This is a genomic window from Intestinibaculum porci, assembly GCF_003925875.1.
Lineage (GTDB): Bacteria > Bacillota_I > Bacilli_A > Erysipelotrichales > Coprobacillaceae > Intestinibaculum > Intestinibaculum porci.
The window spans coordinates 2,237,286-2,252,942 of sequence record NZ_AP019309.1 but is presented as its reverse complement, the minus strand read 5'-3'; the positions used below and the strand labels follow the sequence as shown (position 1 = coordinate 2,252,942).

11 protein-coding genes and 1 tRNA gene are annotated in these 15,657 nt (G+C 40.0%); 11 read left to right on the top strand and 1 reads right to left on the bottom strand.

Annotation, left to right across the window (positions count from 1 at the left end):
• Positions 1–11 precede the first annotated feature (11 nt).
• From SG0102_RS10905 to SG0102_RS10875, 7 genes are all read left to right on the top strand, one after another.
• Complete coding sequence (locus SG0102_RS10905; RefSeq protein WP_125119946.1) at positions 12–1,640, top strand: CDP-glycerol glycerophosphotransferase family protein; 1,629 nt, start codon at positions 12–14, stop codon at positions 1,638–1,640.
• Positions 1,641–1,681: 41 nt separating this feature from the next.
• Entirely contained in the window at positions 1,682–2,689 is a 1,008-nt protein-coding gene (locus SG0102_RS10900; protein WP_125119945.1) for a glycerophosphodiester phosphodiesterase, read from the top strand.
• Positions 2,690–2,750: 61 nt separating this feature from the next.
• Complete coding sequence (locus SG0102_RS10895; protein WP_125119944.1) at positions 2,751–3,461, top strand: IspD/TarI family cytidylyltransferase; 711 nt, start codon at positions 2,751–2,753, stop codon at positions 3,459–3,461.
• Positions 3,461–4,477, top strand: coding sequence for a zinc-binding dehydrogenase (locus tag SG0102_RS10890; RefSeq protein WP_125119943.1), 1,017 nt, complete (start codon positions 3,461–3,463; stop codon positions 4,475–4,477). The genes SG0102_RS10895 and SG0102_RS10890 overlap by 1 nt, the downstream gene beginning before the upstream one ends.
• Before the next feature lie 85 nt (positions 4,478–4,562).
• Positions 4,563–5,678: a CDP-glycerol glycerophosphotransferase family protein gene (locus tag SG0102_RS10885; RefSeq protein ID WP_125119942.1), complete on the top strand. Its 1,116-nt coding sequence runs from the start codon at positions 4,563–4,565 to the stop codon at positions 5,676–5,678.
• On the top strand, positions 5,675–6,805 hold the full coding sequence (locus tag SG0102_RS10880) for a CDP-glycerol glycerophosphotransferase family protein (RefSeq protein WP_125119941.1): 1,131 nt from the start codon (positions 5,675–5,677) through the stop codon (positions 6,803–6,805). Before SG0102_RS10885 ends, SG0102_RS10880 begins: the two co-directional genes overlap by 4 nt.
• Before the next feature lie 90 nt (positions 6,806–6,895).
• Positions 6,896–7,645: a CPBP family intramembrane glutamic endopeptidase gene (locus SG0102_RS10875; RefSeq protein ID WP_157983031.1), complete on the top strand. Its 750-nt coding sequence runs from the start codon at positions 6,896–6,898 to the stop codon at positions 7,643–7,645.
• A gap of 66 nt (positions 7,646–7,711) precedes the next feature.
• On the opposite strand, the gene SG0102_RS10870 is transcribed toward SG0102_RS10875, so the two are convergent.
• Positions 7,712–7,789: transfer RNA gene (locus tag SG0102_RS10870), tRNA-Asp, on the bottom strand.
• 124 nt (positions 7,790–7,913) lie between these two features.
• On the opposite strand from SG0102_RS10870, the gene SG0102_RS10865 reads away from it, so the two are divergent.
• Genes SG0102_RS10865 through SG0102_RS10850 form a run of 4 tightly spaced genes read left to right on the top strand, consistent with a single transcriptional unit; the run spans position 7,914 to position 15,656 of the window.
• Positions 7,914–8,888 (top strand): Wadjet anti-phage system protein JetD domain-containing protein, encoded by a 975-nt coding sequence (locus SG0102_RS10865; RefSeq protein WP_125119939.1) that lies wholly within the window; start codon positions 7,914–7,916, stop codon positions 8,886–8,888.
• 9 nt (positions 8,889–8,897) lie between these two features.
• Positions 8,898–10,481: a hypothetical protein gene (locus tag SG0102_RS10860; protein ID WP_125119938.1), complete on the top strand. Its 1,584-nt coding sequence runs from the start codon at positions 8,898–8,900 to the stop codon at positions 10,479–10,481.
• Positions 10,478–11,197 (top strand): DUF6063 family protein, encoded by a 720-nt coding sequence (locus SG0102_RS10855; RefSeq protein WP_125119937.1) that lies wholly within the window; start codon positions 10,478–10,480, stop codon positions 11,195–11,197. Before SG0102_RS10860 ends, SG0102_RS10855 begins: the two co-directional genes overlap by 4 nt.
• Positions 11,190–15,656, top strand: a complete 4,467-nt coding sequence (locus SG0102_RS10850; RefSeq protein ID WP_125119936.1) for a coiled-coil domain-containing protein — start codon at positions 11,190–11,192, stop codon at positions 15,654–15,656. Before SG0102_RS10855 ends, SG0102_RS10850 begins: the two co-directional genes overlap by 8 nt.
• Position 15,657: the final 1 nt, after the last annotated feature.

Here is a 15,657-nt window from a genome sequence, read left to right as displayed (position 1 = left end):
AAGGAGGAACTATGCGTTCAACGAGAAGTATTATTATTGAAAATGTGGCTATAAAACGTATTATGGTGCATATCGATGGGGAAAATACGAATCCTCACTTAACGGTGAAAGCCCTTGTTTTACGTGACTATATCACCAATACCATTTTAAAACCAACCAAGATTACGTGGGACGGGACGCATTTTCACCTTTCTTTTAATCTGATGTCGATCAATCATGAAACACCGCTGCCAAGTGGCGACTGGTATCTCATCGCCATCGATGGCAAAGATCATAGCCATGAAAGTTATCCGATTCCTTCTTTAGTGGAAGCGATGGGCGAGCGAACTTTCAATATTTCTAATCAGTACAATGCGTATTTTGATAAAAGTGCGAAAAACTATTATCATGCCGAATCAAAAATCGATCAGGATAACTTATCCTATTTCTTAAAAATCGATTACTCGAAACCGGCGGTGCCATTAACCTGGCTGCAGAAAAAGAAGAAAGCGCATAAAAAGCGAATGCATAATTTAAGCGTCTGGGGCTTTGTGAAAACGTTTAATTTCTTTAAGCGTTTTAATAAACCGGGCGGTAACCGTCTGCTTTTTACCTCTTCATCACGGAAGGAATTAGGCGGGAATGAAGCCTTTATTTATAACCGGATGGTGGAACGCGGTGTCGACAAGCAGTTTCAGATTGATTTTTCCTTCAAGGAAAATATCAAAGACCGCCGTTCTTTTTTCAATAAGTTTTCGTTCACCCGTAAATTAGCGATGGCCAATATCATCATTTGTGATGACTATCAGCCAGAGCTTTATCATGTGGACTATGCGCCGCATACCGATATTATTCAGGTATGGCATGCCTGCGGGGCCTTTAAAACCGTTGGCTTAGAGCGTTTAGGCAAACCCGGTGCGCCCGCGTTTGATACCCGCGTGCATAAATGTTACACAGCAATGTGTGTCTCATCACAGTTAGCGGCGGCCCATTACGCCGAAGCATTCGGCATTGAAGAACATAAAATTATGCCTTTAGGAGTGCCGCGTACAGACATCTTCTTTGATGAAAACTATAAAAAGAAAGTCATTCCGGAAGTGTTAGCATCCTTCCCGCAGATCAAAGGGGCGAAAGAAGTCATTATGTATGCTCCGACTTTTCGCGGGGTGAATGCCCGCACCGCTTCTTTTCCGATGGATATGATAGACTTTGAAGGGATCGGCGCTTATTTAAAAGCTCATCAGTCGATTATGCTTATTAAGATGCATCCTTTTGTCCGGGAACCTTTACCGATTCCTGATGAATTTAAGGATGTTATCATTGATGCTTCTTCGTTTAGAGAAATCAATGATATGCTTTTTGTGACGGACTTGCTGATTACTGATTATTCATCGGTGATTTATGAATTCTCATTATTTAGAAAACCAATGCTTTTCTATGCTTTTGACCGCATGAAATATGAAGCAGATCGCGGTTTCTATGAACCGTATTCAGAAATGGTGCCAGGCAAGATTGTCCGCACTTCGGAAGATTTATTAAAAGCGTTAGAAAAACGTGATTTCGAATTTGAAAAAGTCGATCCATTTGTGAAGAAGAACTTCCGTTATACGGATGGTCATTCAACGGATCGTATTATTGATACATTACTATTAAAGAAATAGTGGATATCGTTGATATCCACTTTGTTTAGGAGGTAAATCTTATGGCTAAAAATCCTAATAATCCCGGCCGTAAAGTCTTTGCCCATCCGACTTATAAAGATTTTAAAACGACCTGTTTACATCCTCACGAAACGATTTCTGTTGTACCCAAGATCATTGGCCCAGGCGGCGTGATGCAGGCGCCGATTCACTATGTCAGTGATAATCCGGATATCTTAAGGGTTGATGAAAAAGGTCAAGTCACTGGCTTAAAAGAAGGCTATGGCGAGATTCTTGCTTATGCTTGCGGAAAACTGGCACGCATTGGCTTAGATGTCATTGATGTGCCAAGAGGTATTAAAGCTTTTACTGGTCATCGCGGTTTTCGTAAGTTAGCACCAGAAAATACGATGCCTTCCTTCCAGTTAGCCTTGGATGCGGGGGTCGACTATGTCGAAACGGATATTGCGGTTACGAAAGACCGTCAGCTCGTTTTATTCCATGACAAATCATCAGTGAAACGGATGTTAGACAGTGAGAAATCAGTCAATGAACTGACGTTTGACGAAATCCGCGCTTTGCCTTTTATCGGCGGGACAAATCATGAGGAATATTCTGATTTACAAGTGCCGACATTTGAAGAATACTTAACTTTAATGGAAAAAAGCAATGCGGCGCCGATGATTGAGTTAAAAGATGAAACCTTATGCGGTGAAAACGAAGATTTATTAGTGACGATCAGAGATATGATTGATGCCCATCATTTAGGAAAGAAAGCGCGGGTGACATCAGCGCTCAAAGAGAATCTGCTCGCTTATGAAAAAATCAATCAAGGCCATGAATTGTGGTATATCTTAGAAGAGGATTTTGATGATCTTGATTTACTTGTCACGCATCACTGGAATTATTCGATCAAGAAATCAAAAGCCAAAAAAGATTTTTGTCAGAAAGTCTTAGATGCTGGTTTAAAAGTCGATGTGTGGATTGTCAATGATCCAAAAGAAGCGAAAAAGTACCTTTCCTGGCCGATTACTTCAATGACAAGTGATGTCATTGTTTATAATCATTAAGGTTGTCGAATAGGGAAAAGTGTGCTATTGTACAAATGTCTTTTCAAGGAGGAAGTATACAATGATTTATGCAGAAATACTTGCCGGCGGCAAAGGAACTCGTATGGGTAACACAGCTATGCCAAAGCAGTTTTTAATGTTAGGAGATAAACCAATCTTTATTCATACTGTTGAACAGTTTTTATTAAATACAAAAGTCGAAAAGATTCTCATCTGTACACCTAAGAAATGGATGGCGTATACCAACGATACGTTAAAGAAGTATATTGCCAATCGTGATAAAATCGTCGTTGTTGCAGGCGGAGCTTCACGTAATGATACCATTATGAATGGGATCAAATATATTGAAGATAACTATGGCTTAAACGATGATGATGTCATCTTAACCCATGATGCCGTGCGTCCATTCTTAACCCAGCGGATTATCGATGATAATATTGAAGGGGCTTTAAAATATGGCGCAACTGATACGGTTGTCGAAGCATTCGATACCATCGTGCATTCTAAAGATGGGAAAATCATTACTGACATTCCTGTCCGCAGTGAAATGTATCAGGGTCAGACACCACAGTCTTTCAATATTAAATTATTAAAGAGCTTCTTTGAATCTTTGACTGAAGATGAAAAAGAAATCTTAACCGATGCCTGCAAAGCCTTAGTTATGAAAGGCACTGATGTGCATTTAGTTCGTGGGGAAAGTTATAATATGAAAATTACTACCCAATATGATTTAAAAGTCGCTAATGGTCTGGTAGAAAGACAGAATATCTAATGATTAATACAGTTTACCGTCTTATTGCCCCTAAATCGATTCGTGCCGATTTCGTTGATTTAAACATTGATGAAGAAAGAGTTATTATCAGACCAACATATCTTTCCATCTGTGCAGCGGATGAACGCTACTATACCGGTTCACGTGGGGAAGTCGTCATGAAACAGAAATTACCAATGGCTTTAATTCATGAAGCGGTTGGAGAAGTTGTTTATGACCCAAAAGGAGAATACAAAGTTGGCACTCAGGTTGTTATGGTGCCTAATACGCCTTATGAAAAAGATCCTGTCATCAAAGAAAACTATCTGCGTTCCTCAAAATTTAGAGCGTCAGGCTTTGATGGTTTTATGCAGAACGTTGTTTCGATGCGTCGTGATCTCATCATTCCATTTGATTATGATCCAAGCGTAGCCGTCTTATTAGAATTATGTTCTGTTGGCATGAATGCCGTGGAAAACTTTGATGCCCATGCCAATGAAAATCGTGATACGATCGGAATTTGGGGCAATGGCAACGTAGGTTTCGTTACGGCCTTAATCTTACGTAAGAAATTCCCGAATGCTAAGCTTTATGTTTTCGGGGTTCAGGAACATAAGAATGATTATTTCTCATTTGCGGACAAGACCTTCTTAGTTGATGACATTCCTGATGACTTAGTCATTGATCATGCCTTCGAATGTGTCGGTGGCCGCGGCTCTGAAGCAGCGATTAACCAGATCATTGATTATATCAAACCACAGGGAACCATTAACCTGATGGGGGTTTCAGAAAAACCAGTCCCTATTAATACGCGGATGGTCTTAGAAAAAGGGTTAACATTACTTGGTAACTCACGTTCTAACTATGACGATTTCAAAAAATGCGTTGATTTAATGTCAGAAAATGATGATGTGCGTGAATATTTATCAACCATCGTCTCAGAAATGGTCTACGTTCATTCCATTGATGATATGATTCGTGCTTTCGAAGATGATGTCAATAATGATTTCAAGACTGTTATGAAATGGGAAATCTAAAAGATTGGGAACTTCTCAATCTTTTTTCATGGACAAAGAAAGGATAAATGTATTAAACTAGAAGGCAGGTAGAAAGGAGATTGCCATGATCAGTTTTTTAAAGCGTATTTATCAGATCCTCAGGCAGCTTGATTTGATCGTCTATTATATTTATTACGCTACGCATCATAAAGTCATGAATCGGCAGGTGCTTTTCCTTTCCCAGTCACGCAGCCGCTTAGATGGGAACTTTGAGTTCATTGCCTCGGCTATTCGCGATGATTACCTCATTGAAACGGCCTTAGGAGAGCTTCATGATCGGAAGCTCTTAGCCTATAAAATGGCCGTCTCCCATTACATTATTGTCGATGACTTCTGCCCGATCATTTATCCGATTCCGCTTCGTCATAAGACTCAGCTGATCCAGGTCTGGCATGCTTTAGGGGCGTTTAAAACCGTCGGTTATGCGCGTAAAGGCAATAGCGATGATCGCTATTCCTTAACCCATCGCAATTATTCTCATGCGATTGTCTCTTCACCAGCGATTGTGAAAGACTATGCCTTAGCTTTTCATATGAAGCCAAAGAAGATTTTACCTATTGGTATTCCCCGCAGTGATGTCTTCTTTCATGACGATCAGAAAGCGGCTATCCGCGCCTCTCTTTATGAAGAATTCCCTCTTCTAAAAGGGAAAAAAGTCATTCTCTTTGCGCCGACTTTCCGTGGTAATAACGTTTATAATGGCTATTATGATTATGATCATATCCATTTTAAACATCTCCAGGAAGCGTTAGGGGATGACTATGTCTGCATTATTAAAATGCATCCTTTTGTACAAAATCATATGAAAGAAATTCTCGATCCGCATTTCTTTATCGATCTCTCAAGCCGTCGGGAAATCAATGATCTTTTAATGGTCACAGATATTTTGATTACGGATTATTCTTCCGTCATCTTTGAAGCGGCTTTATTACCGATTAAGACGATTTTCTTTGCCTATGATTTAGAAGAATATATCGCTTCACGTGATTTCTTCTATCCTTATTCGTCTTATACTTATGGCCCGGTCGTGAAAAATGAAGAAGATTTGATTACGGCGATTCGTGAAGGAACGATTGATGAAAAGAAGAAAGCAGCGTTTATTGATTACTTTATGTCATCGTGTGACGGTCATGCGACCACTCGGTTTGTCCATACATTATTAGGAGGACAGGATTTATGACAATCATCGTCAAATGTGGGATTGGTTTTCTCAATGTCATTTTCTTTTTTATGAAATGCCTGCCAGTCCAAAATAAAATTACCTATATTTCGCGGCAAATGGACACGACGCCAGTAGATTTTGAGATGGTTAAAGAACAAATGATTCAGGATCATCCGGAGTATAAGCATGTGATCTTAGCGAAGATGATCCATCAAGGACTCTTTTCTAAAATTGGTTATATCTTCCATATGTTTCATCAGATGTATCATATTGCTACCAGCAAGGCTGTGATCCTTGATACTTACTGTATTCCCATCAGCATCTTAAAACAGCGCGACAGCTTAGTCGTCATTCAAATGTGGCATGCCTTAGGCGCTTTTAAAAAGTTTGGCTATTCTATTTTAGATAAGCAGGAAGGTTCCTCTTCGAAAATGGCCAAGCTGATGTCAATGCATCGCCATTACACGTATGTGTTGACCTCATCCGTCGCCGCGCTGCCTTATTTCGCTGAAGCGTTTGATGTTGATAAAAGTAAGATGAAAGTCTATCCTTTGCCCAAAACGGATTTATTAGTCAACAAAGCGTATGCGAGAGAGATCATGAACCAGATCGAAACAGCTTATCCGCGTTTACGCCATACCCATAAGGAAATCTTAGTGTATGCGCCAACGTTCAGAAAGACGCACGATCATCTCAAAGAAGCGATCGAAGCACTTATTGAGCAGGTTAACTTTACCCGTTATGAGCTCGTGATCAAATTACATCCGTTAACTAAGTTTACGATTAGCGATCCCCGTGTCATCGTGGATACAAAGTTTAGTTCTTTGGAATTCTTTTATGCGGCGGATGCCATTATTACCGATTACAGTGCCGTGCTCTTTGAAGCTTGCATGTTAAAAAAACCAATCTACTTTTATGCTTTCGATTATGATGTTTACACTAAGAGCCGCTCTTTCTATATCGATTACAAAGCGCATATGCCCGGGCCGATCTGTTTTACTGCGAAAGCCTTAATCTCAGCGATTAATCGCCGTGATGCCGATGTCCAAAAAGTCGAAGACTTTGCGGATTTAATGGTGGCTCCTTGTAAAAGATCTTATACGAAAGATTTCTGTGATTTCTTAGTTTCTTCATTAAAGTCATAATCACATATTTCCACATCATGAAAAGGCCTTTGTTCGTTGATGAACAAAGGCTTTCGTGTTAGAATGAACACTATAGGATGTGAAAAAAATATGGAAAAATATTTGAATAGAGGAAAGTATTTTACAAGGCGACTTTCCGGCACCGAAACAGCGATGGGCTATCTGATTGCCTTACCTGCGTTTTTGTTCTGTGCGGTTTATGTCTCCAGCGCTTTAGTGAAATTTGTTTTTCTCTCACTAGGAAAAAGCGTCAATTACTATACGGTCAATACCGCCGTTAATCTCGTTGATGATCTGCTGATGTGGCTGCTGGTGGTCTTTATTATGCGCAAGTTTCTGAAACGTCAGGCAGTCGATCTTAAGAAGAACTTCTTAGTGACACTCTTCTCGGGCGTCGTGATCGGCTATATCTTGTGTGTGTTGGGTAATACAATTGGAAACTTGTTATTACGTTTTTTTACTTCAACGACAACGAGTGTCAATCAGAGTGCGATCAATTCTCTCACAAAACAATATCCTTTAGTGATGATCTTTATGACTGTGTTTTTAGCCCCGGTTACTGAAGAGCTGATCTTTAGAGGCGTCGTCTTCACCAGTGTTCGTGAACACTCACGCGTGCTCGCTTATGTTATTTCCGCTTTGCTTTTTGGTTTTATCCATGTCATGGATTCTGTTTTAGCGGGAAACTTAAGTGAAATGGTTCAGATGATTCCTTATACGGTTATGGGCTTAGTCTTCTGTTATATGTATGAAAGTACCAATAGTATTTATGGCTCTATATTGACGCATATGACACAAAATGCCGTTGCTATGTTTTTCTTATTGCAGGCTGGTATGTAAACCAGTCTTTTTTAAATACCTAAATGCAAAAAAACAGTCTGCAACTTGCAGACTGTACACATCAAATGGCGGTCTGAACGGGGCTCGAACCCGCGACCTCCGCCGTGACAGGGCGGCATTCTAAACCAACTGAACTACCAGACCATTTCCTTGGTGCATGCTTAGTATACTAAAGATTACTTTATTCGTCAACATGTTTTTTAAGAAAAATAATAGTCTTATGAAAAGGTTTTCGTTATAATTAATAAGCAAAGAAAAGAGGACCTATATGAGTAAAAAGAAAATAACCTTAGATGAAATCTTAAAGCCGGTGATTCATGAAGATTATTTAGAGCAGGTGGCCTATGTTCATAAGCTTATAAAAGCCGGCACTTTAAAACCGATGAAAAGCAGTCGGGGCAATGGCAAATCCCCGGCATTGGCTTTAAAATACTGGCTGATTGAAGAAGATCAGGATTATTCTGCCTATAAGGCAGAATTAGCATATCTCTATGCGCCGCCGCTTTCATTTACTTACTACCGCAATCATGTAGATGTTTATGTAAAAGAGCGAGAGGATGTCCAGGCTTTAATGACCTTCTTTTTAAAACATAGTGATAAACTGAATATCGCTGTTTCGGAAAATGAACGCAGTTTTCAGATCTTTCACCAGGAAAAGTATTTGAAGTCCTCCGCGGGGAAACGTGTTCTTGCCCATTGCGAGATTTCCTTAGAAGATTTGCATCTCACCAAAACGGCCGAACCGTTTGCTTATTATGCCAAAACGCGAAAGCATCCGCAAACCTTACTCATTATTGAAAATAAAGATCCATTTTGCGGCATGCGGGAGCACTTATTAGCGGGACGCAGCACCATTATGGAGGTGCCTATCGATACACTGATTTATGGGGCGGGAAAACGTATTCTTGCCAACTTAAAAGACTTTGAAATTGCCAGTGAACCTTATATGCGTGATCCATCTAATACCTATTATTACTATGGGGATCTCGATTATGAAGGCATCTTTATTTATGAAACACTATCTAAAGGTTTTCCTTATCCTCTTAGGCCTTTTGTCCCCGCTTATCAAAAGATGCTAACAAGTGATGTGGCATTATTGCCGCTTAGTAAGAAGGATCAGAATAAGCATATTGCTTCGCGCTTCTTTTCGTATTTTTCAAAAAAGGATGTCGAAGCGATGAAGGCTATTTTATCAGCTGGTCGTTATGTGCCTCAGGAATACTTAACGATCAGTGATTATTAAGGAGAGCTTATGAGAGATTATTTACAGCAGTTTCCCCGCCGTATGAAAACAGTGGGACTCTATGCCAAGCTGATCAATAATATTATTATGAAAAACCGCTGGAGCAGTTATGGCTTAGAGGATGTCGATTTACGTATTAATATTGTCTTTAGCGTGCTGCTTCATATTATGGAATACAATTTACGAGATCAGGACTGCAGCTTAGATGATATCAGTGATTTTGTGGAAGAAATCATGGTCAATGATTATGGTATTGACATTATTCCTGATGATGCGCGGATCCTTAGTGATTTTATCGTTAATACCGTATTATCTAATGAAGGCAAGGTCATGCGTTTTACTGGTCATAACTATACCACAGGAGAAAATCAGGACATTCCTGTTTCTTATATTACCAACTATGCCATCGCCAGTGATACCGGACGCAAAACAGCCTATAAGATGACTTATGATGGCTATAGTCTGGTTTTAGGGACGATGGAAGTGGAAGATAATTTAAAGATTCCTATTTCTGAAATGATCCTCCAGCAACAGATTGAAAACCAGGATTATGAAAAAGCTTTGGTTACTGTCAAACAGATCTTTGCCCAGTTATTAGCTTTAATTGATAAGCTCGATCAGGCCGAATTACGTATTAAACGGAATGTGGCGGCTTACTCCGTCGAGGATTATCAGACGCTTATTAGTGATAATGAGAAGATCATGAAGAGTGCCCATAAGCAGCTCAATGATCACCGGCAGGCGATCAAAAACAAAACTGAGACTTTACTCGCTTCAGATGTCGATCTGACTGATCCGGAGATTGCCAGCAAGATTCATGCTTTAAATGAGATGGATGAGATCTTAAAGAAAGAGTTAGAAACGATTCAGAATATTTTAAAGAAGAATTTGAGTTATTATCAGTTATATATGGAAGCGGTAGAAAACCAGCTGATTACACCAGAAGTCAAACGTTTCCAGATCAAGACCGATTTATATGATCGGATCATTCAGGATCCTGATGCGATGGGCAACTTTGATCTCTTTTTAAAGCCATTGCTTTTTAAGAAGATTGATAAGATGTTAAATATCAATAAAGTCTTTGATCTGCAGATGACGCTGGCACCTAAAGAAGAAGCGACCAGTGATGTTTTTGAAGACATTGATGAAGAAGCTATTCTAGAAGCGCAGCGCTTAGAAAAAGAAGCAGAATATCGCCGTTATCATGATGCGATGCTTATCTTTATGCGTTATCTCAAACAGGAAAAGACGATCACGCTCTCTTCTTTTAGCGATTATTTAGGGGAGCATCCTCGCATGACACAAAAGTTTATGCCGGATTTAGAAACTTTAAAAGGTTTATTAGTCAGCTTTTTAAAAGCGGATGTGATTGATGTTCATGCCATGCGTCATGAAGCAACGATGATTGATGAAGAGTTTTTAAGCTTTGAACTCAACCGCATGGTACTTACTATTGTCAACGAAGAACATCTGTCAGATATTCAAAAGATTAACTTTACCAAAAGGGCAGAAGATGCCACCTTTATCTATAAAGATGAAAAGCAAATTCGCTGTACCGATTTAACGATCACAATTGAGGGGGAAGATGCATGACACAAGAGACATTTCAAAAGGCCGCTGACCTTTATGCCTACTTATTAAAATATCATCAGTTAGAACGCGATGATGATCGCACTTTGTATCAGGCTTACGTGGAAGACTTAGAAGTGCAGAAAGCCGTCAAGCGTTTAGGCGCTGCGGCGCAGTTTGATTTAGCTTTATATGGGAATACTATTTATCTTATTCCCCAGCAGGATAATACCACCTTCGGCTATACCCGTTCAGAATTAAAAAACCGTTTAGTGGGCAGTAATGCCAGCTATGAAGCGTATAACTTAGCAATGTTTATTATTCTTGTCTTTTTGATGGAATGTTACGACGCGAACGGAGAAACCAGCAAAGCCCGTGACTTTATGAAAGAGGAAGAATTAGAAGATTTAGTAGAACAGTACCTCAGAGAAGGCAGTGCGCTTTATAGTGAAGAAGAAGAGAAGAAGATGGGGATCAGCTTCCATAAACTTTATGAACACTATAATGCCTTATCCGGCTCGGAAAGTTTAGGGGCAAAAGTGAAAACTAAAGAAGGCTTTATTTCGAAAATTATGAGCTTTTTAAGTGCCCAGCAGCTCGTCGATTATGTTCGCGAGGATCATATGATATTATTGACGCCCAAGCTCAATGCCTTTATGGACTTCGATTTATTAAACCGCACCAATTATGATCGCGTTGAAGCGATGTTTGAAACTATCAAGGAGGAACACCATGAGTAAGATCAATGCCATTCGTATTATTAACTTACATTATAACCATGACTTGAACCAGATCGATGATCTGATGATTGAAGCCAACGGAGAAAATACTTTGATCAATTTAACGAACGGCGGGGGAAAATCGACATTGATTCAGTTAATTACTGCTTTGTTTGTCCATAAACGTTACCGTAACGTCAACCAGGGCGGAAAAGACCGACCTTTTGGCGATTTCTTTACCGTTAATCATCGCCCTTCCTTTTTGATGGTGGAATGGCTGCGCGATGATGGCGTCAGTAAAGTCATGACGGGGGCGATGGTTTACCGCATGCCAGGTTCTATTAATGAAGGGGAATCATTAAAAATGTGGAACTTCATCGGGGAATATCGCGATGGGGCAGAATATGATATTCGTCATATTCCAGTCATTGAAACGAAAAAACGTCAGCCAATTACCTATCAGAAAGGCAAAGATCTTTTCAATAAGTATCGCGATCGTCATAAGATGTTTGTCTATGACATGAATGAAAATCGTCAGGCGAGAAAGTATTTTGAAAAACTCGATGAAAATAAGATTCCGCCAAAAGAATGGGAAAGCATTATTCATAAGATCAATGAAGATGAATCAGGAGTAGTCAAGATGTTTAGTGATTGTACGACAGCTCCGGATTTATTAAAAAAGGTCTTACTGCCGGCGGTGGAAGATAAACTCAATACCGAAACGAGTCATATGACGAAGTTCCAGGAAATGACGGAAGCGTATATCACCCAATGTTTTCAAAATGCCAGCAAGATTGAAGAAAACAATCAGGCGCAAAGCTTTGAAAATGATTTATCCAAGATGCAGGATAAAGGTCATGATCTGTATGAAAAATGGCGTCAGGAACAGGATGATTATCATACGATCTTAGGTTTTAAAGAGGCGTTGAATAATGCATCTGTTGACCAAAATAAAGCTGTTTTAAAACAATCTGATGAGATTGATGATTTGCATCAGCAGCAAGATGATCTGGATTTTGAAGAAAAGAGTTATGAACTGATTACCGCCAGTAAAGCGTTATTAGCACAAAATGATGCTTTAACAAAGGTGCAAACCGAAGAAGTGGAGACAACGCGCAAACGGGAAGAGACAAATGACCAGATTCATATTCAGGAAACGGCGCAGGCTTATGCGCGCGTAGCTGAAGCGAAAACGGCTTTAGAGAAAATTCAGTATGAAATGGATTATGCGAAAAAAGACCGGGCACCTCTAGAAAAAGAACATGATGGTTTAGGCTATCACTTACAGACGTATTATCAAGGCGCTAGTGCGCAGATAAAGCAGCAGCTCACAAATGCGCAAAGCGAAAGGGCGCAAACGAAAGAAAAACAGCAAAAGGTGAAAGAAGACTTACGGCAATCACAAAAAGCGTTAGCGCAGGTTGAAAGCCGGATCGCTTCACTGATGAGTCGCCAAAAAGATTATGATCACCGGGAAGCGCGCTTTAATAAACGTTATGATAAGCATTATACGCGTTTATTAAATGGTCTTTATGAAGAGGGCTTTTTAGAAAGCGAAAAGGCCGATTTTCAAGCGAGGATGACAAAGCATCAGTCCCGCCAGGAAGAAATGCGCGTGGCGCTGGTGAAAACCAAAAGTAAACAGGAACATCTGACGAAAAGAAAAGAAAGCAATGCCCAGGAAATGACGAAAGTGATGATTGATCAACACGAAGCAAAGCAGCGTCAAGAGGCATTAGACTTACAAAAGCAGGAACGTCTCAAGATGTTAAGATATGTGGATTTGGCGAGTGAAGATGTCTATGATCGGGAAAAGATCAATCAAGCCTTAGTGTTAAAGATGAATGAGAAAAGTCAGGAGATTGCCTTATGCAGTTTAGATATTCACAATATTGATAGTCGTATTTCACGTTTAGAAACAGGGCAGAATGTCGTATTACCGGATGCTTTGAAAAAACTGTTAGAAGATCATGGGATTAACTATGAATATGGCGGTCAGTGGTTAAAGATGGCGACATCAAGTGAAAAGGTGCGTCATAAACTGATTGAAGCCCATCCGTTTTTACCTTATGCCATCGTCATCAGTGCCCAGGACTTAGCGATGCTGAAAGATATGATGCAAAACGGTGCTGATCTCTATAGTGAGGAACCGATTCCTTTTATTACTTATGAAGCCCTGCAAAGCCGTAAGAAGGCTGATCAGGATATCTTTTATACCTTGCAGGATACCTCTTTCTATATGCTTTTTGATGAAAAGTTATTAATTGCGGAAGAGTTAGGCAAGGTGATGGCCTCATTAGCAGCGAAACGTGCACGCTATGAAGATAAACAAAATACGATGAATAATGAGTTAGAGCACTTCCAGGCGATGAAAGTTAAACTGTCTTCACAGGATTTAAGCAGCGAGACCATGGCGGAAAGCGAGCGTGTTTTAGCCTCGTTAGAAGAGAAACAGCAGGCGTTACAAGCACAAGGCGTGAAAATTCAGGAAGAGTTCAAAGAAGCCGGGCAGATGATTGAGGATTATAATCGTGAAATGCAGGCTTTAGCGCTGCATTTGAAAGATTTAGAAACGGCCTTGAAAGCCTTTGAGGAATTATGTGGTGATTACGCTGAATATGTCAAACGCAAGGATGCCATCAGCCGTGATTTGAGTGAAAAAGCGCGTTTAGAAAATCAGTATGATGAGGAGCAAAAACAGGAACAGTTATTAAGTGAGAAGAGTAGTCGATTAACAGATGATATCTATAACCTGAAAAATACCTTACATGATTTACGCTTAAAAGCACAGAGCTATCAAGGGTATACGAAGGAAGAAAAAGATGTTCCTTATACCAGCGTAGAAGAGATGGAAACGCGTTTCTTAGCCTTAGATCAGCGCTTATCACATGAACGTAAAGACCTAGAAGAGCGTTTAGCGGAATGTCTGCATCGGCATGAGCAGGAAATCGATAACTTAACATCTTTAGTGACCCGTTATGGACTAAATGAAGATGATTATGTATATGTGACTTATGATCGCGAAAAAACGCTGCATCTGACAACGCAAAAGAAAACGCTAGATCGTTTGTTAGAAGATTTACGCAAACGCGTTGCGCAGGAAGAAAAGAAAACGGGGCGCCTTGAAGCAAAGAAAGAAACAATTGTCAATACCTTGCGGGAGAAATGGCCCGGGAAAACGCCATTAAGTGAGGATGAGATTAAACCGCAGGATTACGCGCAAAGCCGTCAGCGTTTGCGTGCGCAAATCAAGCAGGAAGAAGAGACATTAAATCGTTTGCAGAAGCGTTATGAATTAATGAATCGGATTCTCACGTCTTTAGATGTCTATCAGGGCGAAGGAGCGACACCTTATGAAGAAGATCTGACATTACTCGCTGATGAAAATTTGTTAAGCACATCTAGCATGTTAAAAACGACGTATGAAAAGGCGAAAGAAGAGCGTAATACGAAAATGACGATGTTTGTCCGAATCTTTGATGATACGCGTCATAATCCTGCTTATCGTAAAGATATCTTTGTCCGTAGTCTCAATGCCATTAACAAAGCTTTAGATGATGCGATGAACCAAAATGATTACTCTTTATTAACGTTAGCGATCACCCAGGTGGTTCACAGTTTCCATCAGTATACTGAAGCGTTAGTAGCGACGATGGACATGTTAGCGAAACAAAAGAAAGAACATGTTGATAGTTTGTATAACTATGCCCATATGCTTTATGAGGAAGTCGATAAGATTGATAGTCATTCAACGATTACGCTTGGGGAGCGTTCGCATAAAATGTTAATGATTCACTTGCCAAAGTGGGATGATGTGAACCAAAGCGGACAGGAATCCTTTAATTATACGCATATTGATGATTTTTATAATGATTTATGTGAAGGCGGTGTCAAGGCCTATCAGGAGGAACTTGCTGGGAAAAATAAGAGTCTGCATGAATATGTTCGTAATCGTTTAACAACGGCCAATTTGTTTGAACATGCTGTTGATCTTCATGATTTAACGATTAAAATCTGCAAAGTTACATCCGCCTCTACCTCTATGCAGCCGATTCACTGGCAGGAGGCGATCACGAAGTTCTCTGATGGGGAAACGTTCTTAACCTCATTTATTGTCTTAGCTTCATTGCTCTATTATATGCGCTATAACGATACTGATTTCTTTGCGTCGAAAAATGATGGAAAAGTGCTTATTATGGATAACCCGTTTGGCAAAGCCAGTGCGGTGCACTTATTAAAGCCGATGATGGAAATTGCGAAGAAAAATAATATTCAGTTAATTTCTTTGACCGCTCATGATGATGAAACGATTCGTTCATGTTATGACAATATCTATGTTTTAAAACTGCAGCCATCAGCGCTTCAGCCGGACAAGAAAAAGCTGATCGCCAGTGAAGAAGTGCATAAAGGCACGCATGTCATCATGGAAGAAAGTCATTTAACGATTACCAACCTCATAAAAAATGGGGCAAACCTCTAGT